This is a genomic window from Methanobrevibacter thaueri (assembly GCF_015062915.1).
Taxonomy (GTDB): Archaea; Methanobacteriota; Methanobacteria; order Methanobacteriales; family Methanobacteriaceae; genus Methanocatella; species Methanocatella thaueri_B.
Map to the genome: position 1 here is coordinate 61,081 of NZ_SUTJ01000006.1, position 22,248 is coordinate 83,328.

Consider the following 22,248-nt stretch of genomic DNA (forward strand, 5'->3'; position numbering starts at 1 on the left):
TTTTTTTAAATTTTTCACGTATACAAATTTTAAAAATGAATACATTTATATACTACCTAGTTGAAATATTGTATTGTATACAAAAACCAAAATTGTAATACAAATTTTAGGTGATACAATGACAAACCAAAAGAGAACTAGAAAGTTTGTATTCGGAAATGAAAAATTCGGAGGATCATACATTCCAGGGGAATTTGAAATCAATTTCCCGGAAGATTTGTCCCGTGAGGACTTCGAAAGAATCTTCGATGAAAGAATGCAGGCTCTACACAAAAGAGGACACGACCTTAAAGAGGAATTCTTCGACAATGACTCAAAAAGAAAGGAGAACCTCAAGCCATTGAGCATTCGTGTGAAACCACACACGAAGGAGTTCTTTAAGAATCACTCAATACTCTCACCAAGAGACGTGCTTGAGATGTATGAGGAATTCAACAACGGAAGTGAAGCATTCATAAACTCATTGCTTGAAGAGGAAAACCAATTGAAAATTGAATTGACAGAAATTCAGGAAAAACTACACAATGCGAAACTGTTCAGAGAAAAACTCGGTGATTTGAAACCCGAAGGTGAGGTTTTAACCGACGAGGACAAACTCCTAAAATTAAAACAGCAGTACGAAAGATCAGAAGTTAGACAAATTGGCAATGAGACTTCCGTCGGCAAGGCTCAAAACGATATCATTCAGCATATTCAAATGTACAATACACTTAAGGTTGATGCATACGGCAATGACTACATCATTCTTACAGTATACACCAATGCGCAGCCTGTTGTATTCTACTTCAAAAACGAATATGATGAAGATGATATCTTAGAGATAATCTCACGCATTAAAGAGTTCTGCGCCGAAAAAGACATAGGATTCCATGAATTGGAATCAGATATATAAACATTTTGCAAGTGTGACAAATCATCAAGTCGCACTTCAACTATTTTTATTTAAAACCAGCACCAAAAATACCAATTGGATTTAACATTAAATCCTAGACTTGGTTAATTAGAGTTTGATAAGTTTTAAGCAATGTAAAAGTGTTTAATTGGTGATGGTTGGAAAAAAATTCTTTTTTTTATAATTAGCCAAGTCTAATCTGATAGAAGCATTGCAATTCCCTCAATGATTAGGACTATGCCTATTATTATTGCAATGTATACTGGTTGTGACATTGCAAATGCCGCAAGAGCGATTGCAATTATTCCCATTATCAATACCAATATTGAAGTAAAGGTAGATACACGGCTCATTTTGGATACAAGTCCGGTAATACCGAAGATTATCATTATGAATCCGACAAGGTAGAATTGAACACCTGTAAGGAATGACAATGCATCAATATAGAATAGGAACAGGAATCCAAATATAATAGCTATTATACCAATGATAATAGTTATTGTTGAATAGGTATTGTTAATGTTGTTTCTCATGTTGAATCCCATGAATGCAGCTGAAATACCGAAGAACAGTAAGCTCAATCCAACGATGAATGAAACCATTCCTGCTGAAAACATTGGGAATATAATGAAAATCAAACCGAGAATAATGGACAAAAGTCCTGCACTCTTATTAATCACTATGTTCACCTCCATTTCTACTAATTATTTATATGATAAAGATATTATTTAAAAATATGTCTGATTTTGAAGAAATAATCAATACAAGAAGAAGCATTCGTGAATATGCTGATAAGGAAGTTAGTGATGATGATATTTTAAAAATCATTAAGGCAGGAATGCAGGCGCCAGGTTCAAGGCTTGGAGCTGAACCTTGGGAGTTTGTAGTGGTTAAAAACAAGGATACCCTTGCAAAACTCGGTGAAATTAAACCTAGAGTAACCAACGCGCCAGTTGCAATTGTTCTTGTGGCCAATATTGAAAGGTCATTTTATAAATTAGTATGGCAACAGGACATGGGAGCTGCTGCTGAAAACATGCTGCTTGAAGCGGTAAACCTTGGATTGGGTGCATTGTGGAATGGTGTTGCACCTGAAGAGGAAAGAATGGAGGCAATCGGTAAAATCATTGGAATTGATGATATAACTGAAACCAAGCCTTACTGTATAATTACAATAGGATACCCTGCCGACGGCTGGGAAAACAAGTTCATGGACAAGTTTGATGAGGAAAGAATACACTATGAAAAATACTAAGTACGACTTTGAAAGTGTTGTGGACAGGCACAACACCGATTCAGTCAAATGGGATTTATTTGATGATGATTTGCCGATGTGGGTGGCGGACATGGACTTCAAGGTGGCTCCAAAAATCAGCGAAGCCATCCTAGAAAGGGCCAATCACCCAGTATACGGCTATACCATAGTCACTGATGAGCTTTTTGATGCATACATCAGTTGGTGGGACAGAAGATATGGCTTGAAAATGTCTCGTGAGGATATGGCATATGCAATGGGAGTGATGCCGTCAATATCATCAATGATCAGGTGCCTGACTGATGTTGGCGATGAGATATTAATTCAAACACCTGTTTATCATGTCTTTTTCTATGTCATTGAGGAAAATGACAGGAAAGTGTTGGAGAATGAATTGATTTTTGAAAACGGCGAGTATAAAATCGATTTTGATGACTTGGATGAGAAACTGTCAAAAGTCAAGATGATGATTTTATGCAATCCCCACAATCCGATAGGAAAAATCTGGTCACGTGAGGAACTGGACAGGATTGATGAGCTGTGCCGAAAGCATGACGTCATACTGATTTCTGATGAGATACACTGTGACCTGACAGATCCCGGTGTCAAGTACAATCCGTTCAGGGCAAATGATAATGTCATAAGGTGCCTTTCACCGTCAAAATCATTCAATATAGCAGGATATCAAAGTTCAGTGGTTCATGCAACAAACCCTGAGCTATTGGAAAAGATAAAATCTCAAATTCACATTGACAATTCAGACTCATGCAACGTTTTTGCAACAACTGCTGTTCGATCAGCATACAATGAATCCGAGGACTGGCTGGAGGAGCTTAGGGAAGTCCTGTATGAAAACAAGCAGATTGTCAGGGATTACCTATCTGAAGAGCTTCCAATAGTCAAGTTGATTGAATGTGATGCCACATACCTGTTGTGGCTTGACTGTTCAGCTTTAAACACTCCATCAAAGGCATTGTCTGAATTCTTAAGGCAGAATCAGGGATTGTTCATCTCAGCAGGTTCCGATTTCGGCCAATGCGGAGACAATTTCCTGAGGATGAATATAGCATGCCCTCAAAAGTTATTAAAGGAAGGGTTGGATAAGCTTAAGGCTGGTGTAATTGCCTTAAACAACATAAACAGACTATCTAAAAATATATAGGGGGAGTTATATGAAGACATGTCCTCGTTGCGGTTCAATACTGGCTGATAATGAGCCATATTGTGACAACTGCGGTTTTGACCCTGATTTTGACAGTGATGATTGGGAAGATGAATGAACATATTCATCTAATCCATTTTTTTTTAAATAAATAAGCTAAATTTAAATAATCTAAACAAAAAAATTAATTATCATGAAGAAAGGTTTGAAGATTTTGTTTTGTTTTATTGTCATTTCTGGTGGGTTGTGCATATGCAAGTGATGAAAACTCAACCGAAATCATTGAAGTTCAAGACGAAGAATTAATCGAAAGCATTAACTTTAACATTATTGTGCAAGAATTCTCCGGCTTCTTTAAGCCGGGAGATGAATTGCACTTTTAAGGGGTTTTGTTGAATTTTTAGAATTTTTTTGCAAAATAAAAAAATATGCCGTATTACTTTCCAAATGCTCTTAGATAAACTCTATTTATTATAAATGTATATAAGTTGTTATAAGAAAAAGAAAACATATTCTTTTTTTGATGTTTAATCAAAAAAATCAAAATCTATGTTTTTTTTTCGAGTATACAAATAAAATTAATGAGATCTTTGTCTAAAAAAGTGTGGGGAGCATATTATGGTTGATAAAACTTTTATTTTGACCGATAAGATTGAGTTTGTCCCTGATGAGAATTTAGAAGGGGAATTAAATTTCAATTTACGGGCAACCGGTTACGTATTCAACAAAACATTAGAATACAGCATTTACCGTGAAAACCTAGTCAAAGAATTTGGAATAGGAAAAACATGTAAAATCAACCGTAATTACACACAAAAAATCGTAAGAAATCTAAAAAAACAAAAACCATTCCTGAAAAAAGCAGAATCCACTTGTATCCAGGCATCCACCGACCGTTTAATAAAAGCATATGAAGGATTCTATGATGGAAGAACTGGACGCCCTAAATTCAAGTCCCTTAAAAAAAATCCTGTACGATCCATCACACTCAGAAACAACGAATATAAAACTAAAACTGGAATAAAAGGATCTATAAGATGGGAAGGTAATAAATTACGCTTAAACAAACTTGGATACATTGAAGTCAAACATAAGCGAGACATTGATGGTAAGATCAAAGAAGCTACAATCCTAAAAGAAAACGGAAAATGGTTCGTGTGTATAACATATGAAGTAGAAAAAATACAACCCAGGGAAACATTTTCTGGCCCGTCTTTATATGTGGGCATAGATGTGGGATTAACAGACTTCCTAACATTTTCCAACGGAAAAGTTATACCTAAACCTGATTTAAAACGAATAAACGGTAGAATACAATATTACAATCAAAAACTGGCACGACAAAAGGAAGGTGGTTCCAACTGGAAAAAAACACTAAAAAAACTACACCGATGGATAAACAAGAAAAACAATGTCGTCAATGACTATTATCATAAAATATCTTATAATATTGTAAAACACTGTGAATTCATAGCAATGGAAACATTAAACATACGAGGAATGATACGTGCACGTAATTTAAGCAGAAGCATTCATGAAATCGGATGGGGAAAACTCATTGAAATGATACGATACAAAGCAGAATGGTACGGACGTGAATTCGTACAAATCAATCGATGGTTCCCTTCCAGTAAAAGATGCAATGTTTGTGGTGAAATAAATCATGGTTTAGGTCGTGATGAAAGAGAATGGGAATGTCCACGCTGCCATAGCATACTTCAAAGAGATGTTAATGCTGCAAAAAATATTTTAGACGAAGCTCTACGCGCCACTGGTTCAATGGTGCTATGCTTAGTAGATTTCATACCTATTGGTCAAGGAAAATTCGAATATTATTACGAATGGAAATGCTTTGACGAAACAATGGGTATGGCCTAAGAATCTCCAGCTTCTACAAGCGGGAGAGGTTCAAACAGATATAACTTCAAGGCAGAATATTTCTACACAGACTCATTTAACAGTGCTTTGAAGCAACTGAAAAAGGGCGGAGCCGCACTGATTGCGTTTCTTCCAAATCATTACGTGTCAGTTATAGATATAAGTAATAACGGAAAGAAGATATTGGTCAGCAATTCCTACGGTAAATACAATGTAGGTGGAAACAGCAAGGTGCCTACAAACTGGGTTTCAGTTAAATATTTCAAATCCAAGTTTGCAGGAGTTGGATTGGTTGTCAAGCTCAAGTACAAGATGTCTAAAAGTAAAAAAGCCGAAATGAAAAACTTCTACAACAGCATGGGTCCTAAATGGCAGAGGCAAAATGTCCATGAAAGGATAATTAACACATGATTTTTCAGGGCTGTCAATTAGGTCATAAGTAGTATTTTTTACTTTTTTTGATTGTTTTTGGGTTTTTTAATCAAAGTTTTTTTGAGTATTCTTGCAATATTGCGATAAAAAGACGAAATGAAGACCTAACAAACTGACATCGCCTTTTTTAAAAATATTCAAAATTATTTATACATTGATGAATAAAAACTTAATCATATAAAGGTAGATAATTATGAAGTTTTATAAGATAAGCATAATCTTTCTATTTTTATTCATTGTATCTATAGGGGTTGTTTGTGCTGAAGATGCTAATCACACAACACAGGATGCTCTTGAAATAAGTGAAGGCGACGTTGCCCTGGAAGCTTCCGAGGCAACATATACTGATTTAGGAGATCAAATAAAGGCCGCTACTGATTCAACAGTAAAATTAGAAAATGATTATAAGTATAATGACAGTGATAAACTGTATATAAATTTAAACCACTTGAATTTAACCATTGATGGTAACGAAAAATCAATCGATGGGAACAATAAAGCTGGTTTTTTGAAAATTTCTAATCATAGTAATGTAATAATTAAAAATCTTTTTGTGAAAAATTGTAATAATACAGCCATTATTGTTGGTAACTCAAAGTTGACTCTCATCAACGTAACATTTGAAAATAACCATGATGAGGAAAGCGGAGCGGCAGTTTATGCAAGAGGTTCTAATGTAACCTCAACAGACACTAAATTCCTGAATAATTACGCTTTTTATGGTTCTGCAATATATTCCACTTTATCTAATGTAACTATAAACAATGGGTTGTTTAAAAATGATAATCCTGTAGTTTGGAGCCTGATTAGGGGATCTGGAAGTGTATTAGAAATTAACAATACCATTTTTGCAAACACAACATCCAAATATGCGACTGCAATCTATAATAATGGGGTTACTATCATTAAAAAATCAAAATTCCTTAATCTATCTGCAAATGTTACAGCGGGTGCAATTGCAGTTAAGGGAAGCGCTTTTACTTTTACAACCATTGATGATTGTCAGTTCATAAATGTCACTTCCTCAAGAAATGGTGGAGCACTTTACCTGGATATTGCTGGAGATTCAGAAGAATCTTCTGGAATAGTTTCAATCAACAACACTCTATTTAAAAATTGTTCCTCTGAGTTTGGTGGTGCTGTGCTTCAATTGGATGGAAGTTTAAATATTTTTAATTCCCAATTTGAAGACAATTCTGCCGTTGAGAATGGTGGAGCTGTTTACACATCATATGCAAATCTGATAATCAAAAACACTACTTTCACAGGAAATAATGCCAGCACCGATAACGGTTGGGGAGGCGCAGTATTTTTTGATAAAGGCATCATAATTGTTGATGATTCCACATTTAAGAATAATGGAGCTAAAGAAGGAGCAGCAATCTTTAGCTATGATGGTAATTATCAAATCAAAAACTCCAAATTTGAAAACAACGCCAATGAGGACATTCACACTTACTTTGATGTAAAGAATTCAAAAATATCAAATTGTGGCAATGTTAAAAAGGTTATAAACTCCACAAAGTATCCTTATGATGTAAGGTATAGTGGAAATAGAATTGTATTGAACCGTACTGAAATTAAAGGTTCAGCTAATGATCCATACTTTAACTTGAATGATTTGGGTTTGGTGACTCCTGTTAGGAATCAAGGTTCAATGGGAGCCTGCTGGGCATTCGGTGCCGCTGGTGCTTTTGAGTCAGCATTCAAGATTGCAACAAACATTACAATTGATGTTTCTGAAAACAATATCCAGAACATGGGATTGAGATACTCCATTTTTGGTTCATCAGAATTCGGGGAAGCCGGAACATATTTCATGAGTGCTGCACACTTCCTAAGCTGGCTTGGAGCAATCAATTCAGAAGATGATACTTATGATGAACTTGGTAAGATTTCAGCATTGAGCTTCTCACCAAATGCGTATCATATTGTTGATGCAATCTTTGTGGATGTAACCAACAGAACAGCTTTAAAAGAGGCTTTGGTTAAATATGGTGCTTTAAACTTATTTGTTTTCGGTGCAGATTCCAATAATAAGTTTTATAACGACACTACTCATGCCCAATATACTTATGGAAACCATAGTGGAAACCACTATGTCACCCTTGTCGGGTGGAATGACACATTTTCAAGGAATAATTTTATAGAGGATCCTGGTTATGATGGTGCATGGATTTGTAAAAACAGCTGGGGAACTGGCTGGGGTGACAATGGATTCTACTACCTTTCATACTATGACGTTGCATTAAACGATTCAGAAGCGGTCGGTTTCATTATAGAAAACACAGAACCATATGAAAAACTCTACCAAAACGAGCTTGGAGGTTGCGATAAATATGATAAAGAGTACACTGAGTATGCTGACACATTTGTAAGCCAAGATGGGGACATCATTGCTGCTGTCGGAACATTCTTTGAAAAGGCAAACTCTCCTTACACCATTTCAATTTATGTTAATGACTATAAGGTTTACAGCCAAAGCGGCAGGTCACGTCATGCAGGATACAATACAATCAAGCTTAACAATTATGTGGCTATTGAAGACGGGTCAGTGTTCCGTATCAATATAAAGTCCACTTCAACACCGGTACTTACAAACACAAGACAGCACATATTAACAAACAACTCATTTGTTGTAGAAGACGGTAGTTATGATTTCTTCAAAAATGCCGTTGTGCCAATCAAGGTTTACACTTATCATACTTATCTGCAGGTTCCAAACATCGTTTCCTATAAAGGTAACGGCAATGTGGTGCTCAACATTATCGGGTCTGCTGTAGGCGATGTTATTGTTAACTTCAATGGTTCAACCACTGTCTTGACTCTTGAGGACGGTAATGCCAGCATTGATCTTGGCGTCTTGCCTGTTGGGGATTATGTTGTATCAATCTATTATAATAATTCCGTATTCATAAGCCATGTCAAGGTCTTCGAGACAACCATTGATTGCGGTGATTCAAATACAGCGACCTTTGCATACAATACTGACTTCACATTCACTGTAAAATTGGTGGATTGTCAAGGCCAACCAATTAAAAACACTGAAATACCTGTAAAATTTGATGGTGAAACAGTAAAAGGATTGAAAACAGACGAAAACGGTTATCTTGATGTCACAATATTTGCAGGAAATACTATCGGAAAACATTATCTTGACTATGTAAACCCAGTAAGCAAAGAGTCCCTGAGGGTGACACTCAATATCGTTTCAAGATTTGCCGGAAACGCCAATGTCAACATGTACTACTTCGACGGACACACATTCAAAGTTCGCATCAGGAATAATGATGGTAATTTTGCAGGAAGCGGTGAAGTCGTAACCATCAAAATCGGCAAAAAATCATTCAAGGTGAAAACAGACAAGAAAGGTTATGCAACCTTGAAGATTCCTAGCACAATAAAACCTGGAAAATACACAATATCCGCATCATATGTCGGCCAAACAGTCAAAAACAAGTTGACAGTAAAACAGGTTCTCAAGCTCACCAAGGTTAATGTCAAAAAGTCCGCTAAAAAATTGGTATTGAAGGCAACCTTGAAAAACGGCAAAAAGGCACTCAAGTCCAAGAAGGTGACATTCAAGTTCAACGGCAAAAAATACACTGCAAAAACCAACAAGAAGGGAATTGCAAAAGTCACCGTTAAAAAATCAGTGCTTAATAAACTGAAAGTTGGCAAGAAGGTAACCTATCAGGTAACATACTTGAAGGACACTGTAAAAAGAACTGTAAAAGTAAAAAGGTAGATGTTTCATCTACCATTTTTTTCTATTTTTCAAAAGCTATTTTTAATCAAATCCATGATTAATTAAAACATGGTTTCATTGGTCATCTATAATTTTACACTAGCTATTTTTTCATTACCTATGATGATTAAAAAGAAAATATCTTATTTAATTTTGTGATTATATTCACTAAAACATTTTTTGCCTTAATGATTAAATTATCATATATTTCTGTAAAATTTATTATTCAAAAAGGATAAATTATTTTTTGAGGATATGATGAGATCAAAACTTTCAATAATATTAATTGCAATATGTATTCTGCTCATGTTTACAACAGCCATCTCAGGATTTAGCCTTTCGGATATTTTGGCTGGCGGTGAATATCATTCATTCGATGAGCTGAAGGATTTAGTGTCAAATGATACCAATGAATTGAACCTGGATTTTAACTATAAATATGACAATGGTACCATCGACTTGAACGAGTATGAATCATTCACTCTAAATGGAAATGGTCATACGATTAAGGGGATTACAGGAAACGAGAGTTTCTCAATTGATGAAAAAAATGTCACAGTCAATAACGTTACATTTAAGGACTGCAGGCATGTGGGCTTTGATTTAATTGCATCTAATATCACATTCAACAATGTTAATTTCGAAGACTGCACCGCACTGAATAACGGGTCAACCTACCTGACTTCATATGAATCCAATGTAACATTCAAAAACTGCACATTCCAATCCAAGGAGGACTGCTCCAGTGAGTTTTTCGAGTCAGATGGCTGTGCAATATTCAACAATTGCTCATTTTCCGGTGAAAGCAGTCTGGACTACCCTCACATAGTTGTTGACAGGGGTGAATTGCTTGTTGCAAACTCCTCTTTCGAGAATCTCTCATCAAAGTCAGCAACTGCAATCAACTATAAGGGATGCAATCTCACCATATCAAACTCAAGCTTCACAAACCTCAACTCAGACTTGAGTGCAGGTGCGGTCATGGCCAAGTTCTTCCCTCGTAATGAGGATGGGGATGAAAGCAATATACTCAATTACAGCGCTGATGACTTTGTAATTGACAACTGCAATTTCACAAAGGTTTTATCAACACAGGATGGAGGTGCTGTTTATGTTGACCTTGACTCAGACTGTAAGAGTGTTGTTCAAAAACTCGTTTTGACAAATTCAAGATTCACTGACTGCAGTTCCCGCTTCGGCGGTGCCGTCGCCAATTTGGGTGGTGTTTTCAACATCAAAAACACAACATTTGAAAACAACTCCGCAGGTTTTGAGGGAGGTGCAATATACACTTCATGGAGCAATGTCAATCTTGAAGATTCCAATTTAATTAACAACACTGCATCCTCAAATGCCGGTGGAATCTATTTCGACAAGGGCAAGCTTACAATCAAGAATTCTACATTAGAAGACAATAATGTTTCCAAACAATCATCCAAGAGTGCAAATGCAATATATGCAAATGATGCGGTTCTCACTTTCAGGGATTCAAAATTCAACAACACTGGCCTTAGCGTCTATTCATCATTTTCAAATTCCACCAAAATGCATAATGTGGAACAGAACAGTGATGTTTTCTCACTAAACAACAATGATTACATAACATCAGTTGAAAATGACGGAGTCAACCTGAATCTTTTAAACAACACCAATAAATCAAATGGCACATTGCCTGACAAGTATGATTTGAGGGATCATGGTTGGGTAAGTCCTGTTAGAATACAAGGGGATAATGACGACTGCTGGGCCTTTGCAACTGCAAACTCAATGGAGTCATCACTTCTCAAGGCAACAGGCCAGAACTACAACATTTCACCGAACTACATACAAAAGCTTCAATTGAAGTACTATAATGTTGGAGATTCCAGAATTAACCACACCGGCTTTGCATACAGTGGCCTCGGCAATGCCCTAAGCTGGTATGGTGCAGCATTGGCTGATGCTCCTTACGATGACCGTGGATATGTCACTGATGTTGACTTTTCTGAAGAGAGGATTCATGTTCAGGATGCAATGATAATATTCGGCCAGAGAAATGACACTCAGGATTTAATCAAGAGAGCCATTCTTGATCATGGAGCGGTCAGCACTCAAATTGAATTTGGTTCAGAGGTTAATCCTAAATATAATGCCCATTATATCAACACCACTGAGTCCCAACCTAATCATTTCGTTTCAGTTATAGGATGGGATGACAATTATCCTGTTGACAACTTCATTGAACAGCCTCCAGGACCTGGTGCATGGATATACAAGGATTCCATGGGGGATAACGGCACAGCATACCTGTCATATTACGATGGAACATTCCTGGCAATGGATAAGAACCCAATTGTAGGTCAAAATGCTGGAATCTGTTATATATTTGAAAACGACAATGACTATAACATTAACTACCAGACAGATTTGACAGGGCTCACTGGCTTTGATGAAAACTACACAATGTATTCCAATGAATTCGTCTCAAAAGGCAATGATTCCATTGCTGCGGTTGGAACATACTTCAACGAATCCGGGATTGACTATTCATTTGATGTTTATGTCAACGGAAAACTTGCTCACTCACAAAACGGCACCAGTGATTTTGCAGGGTTCAGGACAATCATCATGGACAAGTACATTCCAGTCAAGACAGGAGATAATTTCAAGGTAATATTTAAAAACAATAATGTTCCATATCAGGAATATTCAAGACAGCACTACATGGCCAACATGAGCTTTGCAAGCAGTAACGGCAATGACTGGGTTGATTTTGCACCGGCTAACAAGACCGTGTGCCTTAAGGTTTACACTAGGGATAACTAGGAAGGTTTAGATGGAGATAAATATTGAGAAAAACACTTCCTCAAAGTATTATGATGAGGTTTTAAGTGTAATGTCAAATTACAAGAAACTGGTTAAAAATCCTAATCAGAAAATTGCAAGCATTAAAAGACAGGCAACAATACTGACAGGGATTTCACTGATATTTCTGGTTATTTTTGCAATATTGTATGCAAGGGATGTGACTTACTCATTATACATGTATGTTGTGGTCATATTCGCCGTGGCACTGGTTTTGGGGATAATATATTACCTGCTGATTAACAGAAGAATCAATAGTTTCAAGAGTGTCGATTCAGCCAAAAGGCTCGTAGTTGAAAATGATTTTGTTGAAATGCATGTTGGAAGTGAAAGGACAAGACTTGAAATGTCTGAAATCCAACATATTCTGATAAACAATTATTCAATATGTTTCCTTCCAAAAAATGTCAATTCCAAAATGATAGCTGTTGATGTGAAGTATAAGGATTCCATATTGAAAGCAATTGACAATAAAAGCTTAATTATAGATAATTCTAGTTTATACTAGTATTATTTATCTTTTTTTTTATACTGAGTCGATGAATTCCTGAATCAGCCAGTCGGAAATGCTGATGTCTGACCCGTATCTGATTATCTCATCCTTTTTAAACCATTTTGCCTTAAGTATCTCATCACCGTCAACCTTTATTTCACCGGAATCATACTCTGCAGTGAAAGCAAGCATCAGTGAATTTGGAAATGGCCAGGATTGGCTTCTTTGGTACTTGAGGTTTTTAATCTTGACGCCAACTTCCTCAAGGACTTCCCTGTGAACCGCTTCCTCAATGCCCTCGCCAGGTTCAACAAAACCGGCTATCAATGCGTATCTGATGTTGTCATGGTAGCTGTGCTTTGCCATGAGAAGCTCATTCCCTTTCCTGATGGCTACAATAATTGCAGGGGCGATGCGAGGATAATGGTTTTGACCGCATTCAGGACATTTTAGCATCATGTCCTTTTCGTCTAGCTTTGTTGGTGTTCCGCATCTTCCGCAAAACCTGTGTGATATGTACCAGTCCCTTACAAGAACCGCCTTTCCAGCAATATGGTAAAGATCATGATTGAATTCATAAACCTCCTGCAGAGGATAAAATGATTCATTGCCTTTAACATTTACAACAAAAGCATCCTTACCATTGTACTGGCCAATCAATAGGCAAAATTCAACATCAAAATCATTTAAATCTTTTGCCAATTCCTTATCACTAGTCAGATACAATTCTCTTTCATCATTGAAAACAAACAGGTAATCTTCGGTTTTTGGTGTTGCAGTATCGCTGAATGAAATCTCGTAATTTTCGTAAAGGGACTTTTCTATCATAATGTTTAATTTTGTAGTAGGTTTTATAAGAAATTAATTATAAAAATTATAGTGGTGATATTATGGTATCAGAAAATATGGAAAAAGCATTAAACGGCCAATTAAACGCTGAAATTTACTCAGGATACTTATACTTATCCATGGCAGCATACTTTGAAGATGAAGACTTAGCAGGATTCGCTACCTGGATGAGAGTTCAAGCTGAAGAAGAATTAGAACACGGAATGAAATTCTACGACTATATTATCAGAAGAGGAGCTTCCGTAACATTAACCGAAATTGAAGGACCTCAAACCGAATGGGACTCCCCAGTAGCAGCATTTGAACACGTTTTAGAACATGAAAAGAAAGTATCAGGTCTCATCAACGATTTAGTTGACTTAGCTATTGAAGAAAAAGACCATGCAACCAACAACTTCCTCCAATGGTTTGTTGAAGAACAAGTTGAAGAAGAAGAAAACGCTATGGAATTAGTTGCAAAAATCAAATTCGCTGACGGCGACAACAGATTAATGTACGAATTAAACAAGGAATTAGGTGGACGTGCACCTTCTGAAGACTAGATTCAATCTAGTCACTCCTATTTTTTTTTTAGTGATTTTATGTATGCAGAAGGCCCGACCGATGAAGCGCAAGTGGATTCAACCCAATTCGATGCAAAGCTATTGGGTGAGAATGATTTAGGCAGTGTACACATTCATGGTCCTTTTGGAGATGCTGACTCAAAGATTAAAATCGCTTATGTAATCGGAATGCATCCCCTAGAAAGCAAGTCCCACAGGGCATTGTTTGACGAATTGACAGGTAAAGAGGACTTGAAATACTGTTATTACTTATACAACATCAATGTCAATGACAAGGCATCACAAACAGAGGGACGCCTTGAAGGCCAGAAACTTGCACAGGAATTCATTAGGGATGACATCATCAACAAGAAATATGACTTGTTTTTAGACATTCACTCAAACAGGGGATCAAAAGGTCCAGGTGAGTATAAGATAACCAATTTTGTCTTTGCACCTGGATTTGACGATGAATCATCAAAGTTCATGAATGAAATAATAGACAATATTGATGAAATCATCTATTATGCACCGGAATTCCGCTCAAGCCCGCCGTTCATAACAGAACCGACCGCAAAGGCAGGAATACCGACCCTAGTATATGAATGTTACTCCTATGAGAAATTTGAATATACATGCGACTTGGCCTTGAAATTGATTGACTGTGTTGACAACTTGTTTTAGGTGATTATTTTGAAATTAGTGGGTTTTCACAATCCTGATGAGGAAAACGGTTACCTTTCAAATTGGCATCTCTCCAGATTTGAGGTTGACGGCATCGAGTACTCCTCAATGGAGCAGTACATGATGCATCAAAAGGCAATATACTTCAAGGATGATGCCATTGCAGATGAGATAATGGACACTGATGATCCTCGTGTGATAAAGGAATTGGGAAGAAAGGTGTCAAACTTCAACAGCTCATACTGGAATGGGATAAGGCAAATTGTAGTCTACAGAGGACTGTATGCCAAATTCAGCCAAAACGATGAGTTGGCAGAAAAGCTCAAATCCACAGGAGATGCAGTTCTTGCCGAATGCTCATACGGTGATAGGATATGGGCGATAGGCATTTCCATGGATGATGATGACAGGTTCGACATTTCAAAATGGAAAGGCCAAAACCTTTTGGGTTATGCTCTCATGATGGTTCGAGAGCAACTCTGAACTTTTTTTTTGAAATTTTTTGTTGTATGGTGTTAAAACAAAACAAAACTTTATAATACTATATAAACATAAATAAATAAGGTATTATTTTAAGGACGTGAAAACAATGATTATTAGAGCACCTTCAAGAATACATATGTCTCTTATCGATTTGAACGGGTCATATAGAAGAGTCGATGGTGGTATTGGTCTAGCATTAGCTGATCCACAATTTGTATTGGAAGTTGAGCAAATTGACAGTGGAATAGAACTTGAATTTGCTGAAACTGTAACAGATGAAGAAGCTATTGAAGAATGTAAGGAAAAAATTCCTGATGCGGCTCAAAGAACCGTAGAACACTTCAATATTGATTCAGGATTTAAATTTATTGTACATCAAACATATCCTCCACATTCAGGATTTGGAAGTGGAACTCAAATTGCTGTTTCAACAGCTCACTTAATCACAGAAACAATGGGAATTGAAATTGAAAGCCGTGAATTAAGCAGCATTGTTGGAAGAGGAGGAACCTCTGGTATCGGAACATACACTCACGATTTAGGAGGATTTATTTTAGATGGTGGACACAGTAAAGAGGAAAAACCATTGTTCCTGCCATCCGGTGCTTCACAGGCAAAACCTGCAACACTGATTGCAAGATATGAGTTTCCTGAAGAGTGGAACATTCTCATTGCCATTCCTCACATTGAAAAGCATGTGGAAGGTGATGATGAAGTGGATGTATTCCAGACCTATTGTCCAATTCCAAAAGAGGAAGTTGAACAAGTGTCTCACCTTATTTTAATGAACCTTGTTCCATTCATGCTTGAAAAGGACATTAAAAACTTTGGATGGGCTGTAAGCGAACTTCAAAAGGTCGGTTTCAACAAGCTTGAACACTCCCTTGATGACAGTTACCTTCCAATAATGAAGGCCATTGAAAAGGCTGGAGCATATGGTGTGGGAATCTCATCATTCGGTCCTGTTCTTTACACAATGTTTGATGATGAAAATGCAGACATTGTTGAAAAGACCAAGGAAATTATTGGTGACAAGGGAGATGTCTTTGTCACAAAAGCACAAAATCATGGATTTGTTATTGAAAAATAACATTCCAAAATTCTTTTTTTTTTGATATTATGGTTAGATACATTTATTATACTGACGGCGCAGCCACCATGAGGAACAAGGATGGAAAATATCTTCGTGAGGCTGGCGGATGGGCATTTGTCGAATTAAAAAACGCCAAGATAGAATCTCAACAATCCGGTGGGTGTCCATTAACAACAAACAATGAAATGGAACTCTATGCAATCTATGCGTCAATAAAGGATTTCTTAAGCAAATCCGATGAAGGGGATTCATTGGTGATATGTTCCGACTCAGCATACTGCATTAACATCTTCAAGAGCTGGGCAGCAGGCTGGCAGAGAAGAGGATGGCGCAAAAGCGACGGCAAGGAAATCCAGAATCTTGAAATTATCAAGGCTACTTGGGAATTGATTGGCAAAATAGATGACATCGCCTTTAAAAAGGTAAAAGGCCATTCAAGGGATAAACTTAATGTAATGGTTGACAAGTTGGCCGTTGAGGCAAAAAAAGTCGCTGAGGATACAGGCAAGACCACAGGATACAATCAGGAACCTGATGAGTTGCTTGGAAGTAAACAAAACTAATTTTTTTTGAGATGGTTAAATTAAAAGGGGGAAGCCCGAAGGCTTCCTGTTTTGTAAAAAGTGTTTAAATTTCAAATCCGCCGTCTGCTTTGATGATTTGGCCGTCAATGAATGATGAATCGTCACTAGCAAGGAATAATGCTAAGTGTGCAATGTCTTCACCTTCACCGCATCTTTTAACTGGGCATTGGTCAATCATTTGTTGTAATGCTCCTGGTCCACCGATACTGTCAACCATTGCGGTGTGGATTAAACCTGGTGCAATACCGTTACATCTGATTTCAGGACCTAATTCCCAAGCCATGGATCTGGTCAATCCCATCATTGCGTGTTTACTGTCGACGTATGCTGCAAATCCGTGGTGAGCTCCGAAGGATGCTACGGAACAGGTGTTGACGATTGTTCCTTTTCCTTTTTCTTTCATTACTGGTGCAACGAGTTGTGTCAAGAGTAATGCTGATGTTACATTAACGTTGAATACTCTGTTCCATTCTTCAAGGGTCAATTCCATTAATGGGGACATTGAAAGCATTCCTGCATTGTTGAATAATACGTCAATGGTTCCGTATTCTTCCATGGTAGCATCGAATATTTTTTGAACGTCATCTAGGTTTGCCATGTCGGCAATTACATAGATTGCTTCGTTTCCTGCTGCTTTAATGTCGTCTACAACTGCTTTTGCTCTTTCTTCGTTTCTTCCAGTTACAACAACTTTTGCTCCTTCTGCTGCAAATAATTTTGCTGATTCTCTACCCATACCGGAGGTTGCCCCGGTTACGATTGCTACTTTTCCTTCTAGTTTTCCCATTTTTACCACCTAAATCTAAACACCATGATAATTCATGATATTTATGTATAAAAATATGTGGAAAAATGTATTTAAATATTGTCTAACAAATGCAAAATATTTTTTACATTTGTAGAATGTTTATGTAAAAATTTAGAATATATTTGAAAATTGTTCCAAAATAAAAAAATAGTAATGAAGAAGTTACAGATTGTAAACCTCTTCAGCGGAAACGATAGGTATGTTGTTTTTAGTCAATACATCAATCAACTTGTCGATATCATCCGCATGTAGCAATAGAATCGCCTTTCCTTCCTTATCATGTGAAAATGCATAAAGATATTCCAAGTCAATCAGATTCTCTTTAATGATATCTAAAACGCTTGTAAGGCCACCTGGTGTGTCGTTCATTTCAACACCTATGATATCTGTGATTTTCACAAGAAAATTGTTTTCCTCAAGTGCTTCTTTACCTTTAATCGGATCATCCACCACAAGTCTTAGGATACCGAATTCAGAAGTGTCTGCCATGCACATTGCCCTGATGTTCACGTTTGCAACGGTAAGCACTTCTAAAGGCTTTGAGAGGCTTCCCATTCTGTTTTGTAAAAATATGGATAATTGTTTGATTTTCATGTTATCACCTAATGCAAGTTTCTTTTGTCAATTACTCTTTTTGCTTTTCCTTCAAATCTTGGTAATGTTTTTGGTTCTACTAATGTTACTTTTACACGTATTCCTGTTTCATTTTCGATTGATTTGCCGATTTTATCCTGGACAGCCATCATTTCTTTAACTCCATCGAAGAAAATCTCCTGTGAAGCTTCGACTTTAACCTCGATTTCATCCAAAGTGCCAGGTCTTGTAACTATAATCATATAATGAGGCTCTGTATCACCAACCTTAAGCAATGCTTTTTCGATTTGTGATGGGAAAATAGCTACTCCTTTCACTTTAATCATGTCGTCTGATCTGCCTGTGATTCTGCTCATTCTTGCATGGGTTCTTCCGCACTCACATTTTTCATAGGTGAGTTTGGTAAGGTCTTTTGTTCTGAATCTGATTACTGGCATTCCTTCCCTTTCAAGGTTGGTCAATACCAGTTCTCCAGGTTGGTTTTCACCTATCACCTGTTGGGTTTTAGGATTGATTATTTCAGGGTAGTAGATGTCCTCTGCAATGTGAAGTCCCTTTTGGGCGCAGCATTCAATACCGACACCTGGACCCATGAGTTCAGTCAATCCGTAGATGTTGTATGCCTTGGCGCCGAAGAGCTCTTCCACTCTTTGCCTTATCTCTTCGGTCCATCCTTCAGCTCCAAATCCGATTGCCTTGATGCCCAATTCTTTAGGGTCGATTCCGTCCTCAAGGGCAACTTCCGCAAGGTGGATTCCATATGATGGTGTGAAGATCAATCCGGTTGTTCCGAAGTCCTGCATGATTTCAATCTGTCTGCGGGTCTGTCCGGTTGAGATAGGGATGATTGCCGCTCCAACCTTATGTGAACCGTAGTGAACTCCAAAACCACCTGTAAACATACCGTAACCGTGGGTGTTTTGAAGAATGTCCTCTTCACCGATTCCCATCATGGTCAATCCTCTTGCAATGGTTTCTGCCCATGTGTCAAGATCCTTTTTGGTATATCCTGAAACGACAGGTTTTCCGGTGGTTCCTGATGAGGAGTGCAATTCCTTAATCTCTTTAATGTCAACTGCAAATAGGCCGAAAGGATAGCTTTCGCGCAGGTCATCTTTTGTGATGAATGGTAATTTTTCAATGTCCTTTAAAGTTTCAATATCTTCTGGATAAACTTCTGCTTCACTGTATTTCTTGTTGTAGTAAGGTATTTTATCAAATGCCCTTTTTACAGTGGATTGAAGTTTTTTTAATTGTAATTCTTCAAGGTCTTGCCTTGGCATGGTTTCAATTTCTTCGTTCCAAAACATGTATTTGCCTCATTATTTTTAATATAATTAATATCTCTATTTTATCAACCTTAAATATTGCCATAAATGTTTTAAGTCATTTTGTCCAATATATTATTGATGGTTGTATTCGTACACATCGATTGACTGAAAAATTTTATATATTTTATTAGATTAATATTTAATTGGAATTAATTAAATTTAATTTGATTGGAGAATTTACTATGGATATGATGAGTGTTTTATGGCAAGTTGGTATATTTGCGTCCGTTCTGGTATTCGGTATCAAAATCGGGCTCGCATCAGGTTTGGCTAACTTGTCTAAAAAATTGTTCGCAGTAATCTGTATTGCTTACGGTGGTGGTGTGATCCTTATTTCTGCAATCGCTTCTCTTTATTCTGAACAGTTGGTTCAGGCGATTTACAGTTATAATACAATATTCTACATTATCATGGCTTCAATCATGATTATTGCAGGTTTATTTACTATAAGAGAATGGAAAATTCATGATAAGAATACATCAACTGCAACTTCTCTAGCTATCATCGCTCCTTGTCCATGTTGTTTCGGTTCAATTATTGCAAGTGTATTGATTGTTGCTCCAACAATAGGTGTCAGTTCACTTAACCTGAGCTGGTATGCTGCAGCAGCACTTGTGGCAGTCATGATTGTAACCTATTTTGCATCAAATACTATTGTGCGTTTCCTAAACAGGCCTTATCCTATTGTTTTAGGAAATTTCATGCTACTATTAGGTGCTTATTTCTTGCTTTCAGCGATTGTTATACCGAACATTGCAGGAGTGTTATCAAAAACCACAAGTCCTATTACTATGGGTTCTCCTCAAGACGTGCTGATGGTGGTTGTAGCCTTTGCTATTTTACTATTCGGCGGCATGGTCTTAAACAGAAATGGTAGGAGTATTTTAAGATAAATATAGGTGAAAAATATGGCTTTAAATATACCTGGTGGAGAATTTTTAACTGGCTCACTTGATGTCATTTCACAAAGTCTAACAATCCCAGTATTGATAATTCTGCTTGTTATTGTTATTATTTCCATTATTACATTAGGTGGAGCCATTGCAGAGTACACATCAAGACGTAAGGTTCCTGTTGGAACAATTAGAGATTTGATTTATGATATTAACAGAGCGGAATCTGTGGATGCTTTAAAAAATGTTATAGCTAATGCAAAAATTCCAAAAGCACAGAAAAGAGCATTGGATGAAATCGCTTCTTCATCTGAACTTGGTGAAGCTTCAAGGGAAGCGCTTGCACGTAAATTATTCGAGTTTGAAGAAGAAAAGACTATGAACACATTACAAAAGACTGATATTATTACACGTATAGGACCTACCTTAGGGTTAATGGGTACATTGATTCCTATGGGTCCGGGTCTTGCAGCATTAGGCGCAGGAGACATCAATACATTGGCATCTTCCCTGACTGTGGCGTTCAACACCACAATTGTAGGTATCGGTTCCGGTGCATTATGTTACTTCATTGGAAAAGTCAGATCAGGCTGGTATGACAGATACTTATCCGATTTGGACGCTTTAATTGATGCAGTTCTTGACAGAATGAGAAGCTAGTGATTTTTATGGTAAGAAAACAGAGTAGGCGCAGACGTCAACGTGTCGAAGAAGACCCAATGGCAGGTACATCCAACCTTGTGGATGCAATGCTTGTTATTGCTGTAGGTTTTCTTGTTTTTGTTATCATAAGCTGGAACATGCAGGCAATGATTGATCCAGACCATAATATTCAAGAACAAATGCAGCAAAAGATGACTGAAGTTGACCAGGGTCAACAGTTGAATGAAACTCCAGACACTTCTAACAGTTCTGGACAAGGATATACCGAAATGGGTAAGGTATATAAGGACCCTGCGACGGGTAAGCTGATTATGGTGGAAGGTTGAGCTTCCACATCAAACTTTTTTTCTTTTTTATTTTGACCGATTATTTTATAAACACCTTCAACTAAACTATTACTTACGAATTTTTAATGGTGTTTATTGATATGGAATTCTGTCCAGATTGCGGTGCAATGCTAATGCCTAAAAAAGGCAAGATTAAATGTAGATGTGGTTATGAAAAAAATCTTACAAATGATGATATTGAAAAGCAGTATCACATGGAAGGGGAAACCAATCCTCAGGCAAAGGTGATTGTAACCGACAACAAGAATGTGGCACTTCCGACAACTCGAATAACTTGCTATAAGTGCGGAGGAACCAAGGGCTACTGGTGGACAGTTCAGACTCGTTCAGCCGATGAGGCTCCAACCAATTTTATCAGATGCGCCAAATGCGGAAACACATGGAGAAGCTCCAACTAGAACTTCTTATTGTAAATTTCTTCAAGTCAAAAAGTTTGAAGGGTTAATATGATTGATCGAGAAAATTTCAGGAAATCATTAGAGGATGCAACACTTGAAGAACTCATTAAAAAGCGAGACGAAATCATGCTAGAAATCCGCAGGTATGAAAAAGATAAGGAGCTAAGGGAAAATGATTTTTATGAATCCCCTCCTAAATTCATTTATGTCATGAACCATGAATATCTCGCAGAATTATGTCATTTAATTAATGAAAAACAATTAAAAAAATAGTG

At 37.1% G+C, this 22,248-nt stretch carries 25 protein-coding genes; 20 read left to right on the plus strand and 5 right to left on the minus strand.

Annotated elements, in window-relative coordinates:
- Window positions 1-118 precede the first annotated feature (118 nt).
- Window positions 119-892, plus strand: coding sequence for a hypothetical protein (locus E7Z78_RS05615; RefSeq protein ID WP_303724188.1), 774 nt, complete (start codon window positions 119-121; stop codon window positions 890-892).
- Between the two features lie 194 nt (window positions 893-1,086).
- Here the strand turns inward: E7Z78_RS05615 and E7Z78_RS05620 are convergent, their stop codons facing one another.
- Window positions 1,087-1,572, minus strand: coding sequence for a DUF308 domain-containing protein (locus E7Z78_RS05620; protein WP_292742263.1), 486 nt, complete (start codon window positions 1,570-1,572; stop codon window positions 1,087-1,089).
- 56 nt (window positions 1,573-1,628) lie between these two features.
- Between E7Z78_RS05620 and E7Z78_RS05625 the strand changes: the two genes are divergently transcribed.
- From E7Z78_RS05625 to E7Z78_RS05665, 9 genes are all read left to right on the plus strand, one after another.
- Complete coding sequence (locus E7Z78_RS05625; protein WP_292742262.1) at window positions 1,629-2,147, plus strand: nitroreductase family protein; 519 nt, start codon at window positions 1,629-1,631, stop codon at window positions 2,145-2,147.
- Complete coding sequence (locus E7Z78_RS05630) at window positions 2,134-3,309, plus strand: MalY/PatB family protein (protein WP_303724189.1); 1,176 nt, start codon at window positions 2,134-2,136, stop codon at window positions 3,307-3,309. The genes E7Z78_RS05625 and E7Z78_RS05630 overlap by 14 nt, the downstream gene beginning before the upstream one ends.
- Before the next feature lie 10 nt (window positions 3,310-3,319).
- On the plus strand, window positions 3,320-3,427 hold the full coding sequence (locus E7Z78_RS05635; RefSeq protein WP_292742232.1) for a zinc-ribbon domain-containing protein: 108 nt from the start codon (window positions 3,320-3,322) through the stop codon (window positions 3,425-3,427).
- A gap of 109 nt (window positions 3,428-3,536) precedes the next feature.
- Window positions 3,537-3,692, plus strand: a complete 156-nt coding sequence (locus E7Z78_RS05640) for a hypothetical protein (RefSeq protein ID WP_292742259.1) — start codon at window positions 3,537-3,539, stop codon at window positions 3,690-3,692.
- A 235-nt stretch (window positions 3,693-3,927) separates the two neighbouring features.
- Window positions 3,928-5,187: a transposase gene (locus tag E7Z78_RS05645; protein ID WP_303724190.1), complete on the plus strand. Its 1,260-nt coding sequence runs from the start codon at window positions 3,928-3,930 to the stop codon at window positions 5,185-5,187.
- Window positions 5,188-5,274: 87 nt separating this feature from the next.
- Entirely contained in the window at window positions 5,275-5,598 is a 324-nt protein-coding gene (locus tag E7Z78_RS05650; RefSeq protein ID WP_292742257.1) for a hypothetical protein, read from the plus strand.
- A gap of 214 nt (window positions 5,599-5,812) precedes the next feature.
- On the plus strand, window positions 5,813-9,367 hold the full coding sequence (locus E7Z78_RS05655; protein ID WP_303724191.1) for a C1 family peptidase: 3,555 nt from the start codon (window positions 5,813-5,815) through the stop codon (window positions 9,365-9,367).
- 258 nt (window positions 9,368-9,625) lie between these two features.
- A complete protein-coding gene (locus E7Z78_RS05660) occupies window positions 9,626-12,172 on the plus strand; it encodes a lectin like domain-containing protein (protein WP_303724192.1) in 2,547 nt (848 codons plus the stop codon).
- A gap of 10 nt (window positions 12,173-12,182) precedes the next feature.
- Window positions 12,183-12,719 (plus strand): hypothetical protein, encoded by a 537-nt coding sequence (locus E7Z78_RS05665; RefSeq protein WP_303724193.1) that lies wholly within the window; start codon window positions 12,183-12,185, stop codon window positions 12,717-12,719.
- 18 nt (window positions 12,720-12,737) lie between these two features.
- On the opposite strand, the gene nudC is transcribed toward E7Z78_RS05665, so the two are convergent.
- On the minus strand, window positions 12,738-13,532 hold the full coding sequence (nudC, locus tag E7Z78_RS05670; RefSeq protein ID WP_303724194.1) for an NAD(+) diphosphatase: 795 nt from the start codon (window positions 13,530-13,532) through the stop codon (window positions 12,738-12,740).
- Window positions 13,533-13,594: 62 nt separating this feature from the next.
- Between nudC and E7Z78_RS05675 the strand changes: the two genes are divergently transcribed.
- The 5 genes from E7Z78_RS05675 (at window position 13,595) to E7Z78_RS05695 (ending at window position 16,918) form a co-directional block, all read left to right on the plus strand.
- Entirely contained in the window at window positions 13,595-14,095 is a 501-nt protein-coding gene (locus E7Z78_RS05675) for a ferritin (RefSeq protein WP_303724195.1), read from the plus strand.
- A gap of 39 nt (window positions 14,096-14,134) precedes the next feature.
- A complete protein-coding gene (locus E7Z78_RS05680) occupies window positions 14,135-14,779 on the plus strand; it encodes an adhesin (protein ID WP_303724196.1) in 645 nt (214 codons plus the stop codon).
- Between the two features lie 18 nt (window positions 14,780-14,797).
- Window positions 14,798-15,262, plus strand: coding sequence for an NADAR family protein (locus E7Z78_RS05685; RefSeq protein ID WP_303724229.1), 465 nt, complete (start codon window positions 14,798-14,800; stop codon window positions 15,260-15,262).
- Window positions 15,263-15,368: 106 nt separating this feature from the next.
- Window positions 15,369-16,352 (plus strand): beta-ribofuranosylaminobenzene 5'-phosphate synthase, encoded by a 984-nt coding sequence (locus E7Z78_RS05690; protein ID WP_303724197.1) that lies wholly within the window; start codon window positions 15,369-15,371, stop codon window positions 16,350-16,352.
- Between the two features lie 29 nt (window positions 16,353-16,381).
- Complete coding sequence (locus E7Z78_RS05695; RefSeq protein ID WP_303724198.1) at window positions 16,382-16,918, plus strand: ribonuclease H; 537 nt, start codon at window positions 16,382-16,384, stop codon at window positions 16,916-16,918.
- 64 nt (window positions 16,919-16,982) lie between these two features.
- Here E7Z78_RS05695 and E7Z78_RS05700 read toward each other — a convergent pair whose 3' ends face one another.
- The 3 genes from E7Z78_RS05700 to E7Z78_RS05710 form a co-directional block, all read right to left on the minus strand.
- A complete protein-coding gene (locus E7Z78_RS05700) occupies window positions 16,983-17,726 on the minus strand; it encodes an SDR family NAD(P)-dependent oxidoreductase (protein ID WP_292742323.1) in 744 nt (247 codons plus the stop codon).
- Between the two features lie 183 nt (window positions 17,727-17,909).
- Window positions 17,910-18,341 (minus strand): acetolactate synthase, encoded by a 432-nt coding sequence (locus E7Z78_RS05705; protein WP_303724199.1) that lies wholly within the window; start codon window positions 18,339-18,341, stop codon window positions 17,910-17,912.
- Window positions 18,342-18,349: 8 nt separating this feature from the next.
- Window positions 18,350-19,651 (minus strand): phenylacetate--CoA ligase family protein, encoded by a 1,302-nt coding sequence (locus E7Z78_RS05710; RefSeq protein ID WP_303724200.1) that lies wholly within the window; start codon window positions 19,649-19,651, stop codon window positions 18,350-18,352.
- Between the two features lie 203 nt (window positions 19,652-19,854).
- On the opposite strand from E7Z78_RS05710, the gene E7Z78_RS05715 reads away from it, so the two are divergent.
- From E7Z78_RS05715 to E7Z78_RS05735, 5 genes are all read left to right on the plus strand, one after another.
- Entirely contained in the window at window positions 19,855-20,565 is a 711-nt protein-coding gene (locus tag E7Z78_RS05715) for a DUF2162 domain-containing protein (RefSeq protein ID WP_303724201.1), read from the plus strand.
- A gap of 15 nt (window positions 20,566-20,580) precedes the next feature.
- Window positions 20,581-21,225 (plus strand): MotA/TolQ/ExbB proton channel family protein, encoded by a 645-nt coding sequence (locus tag E7Z78_RS05720; RefSeq protein ID WP_303724202.1) that lies wholly within the window; start codon window positions 20,581-20,583, stop codon window positions 21,223-21,225.
- 8 nt (window positions 21,226-21,233) lie between these two features.
- Entirely contained in the window at window positions 21,234-21,554 is a 321-nt protein-coding gene (locus E7Z78_RS05725; protein WP_303724203.1) for a DUF2149 domain-containing protein, read from the plus strand.
- Between the two features lie 101 nt (window positions 21,555-21,655).
- The gene (locus E7Z78_RS05730; RefSeq protein ID WP_303724204.1) at window positions 21,656-21,973 is read left to right on the plus strand and encodes a transcription factor S; all 318 of its coding nucleotides are present in this window, start codon (window positions 21,656-21,658) and stop codon (window positions 21,971-21,973) included.
- A gap of 48 nt (window positions 21,974-22,021) precedes the next feature.
- A complete protein-coding gene (locus tag E7Z78_RS05735; RefSeq protein WP_303724205.1) occupies window positions 22,022-22,246 on the plus strand; it encodes a hypothetical protein in 225 nt (74 codons plus the stop codon).
- The last annotated feature ends 2 nt before the right edge of the window (window positions 22,247-22,248 follow it).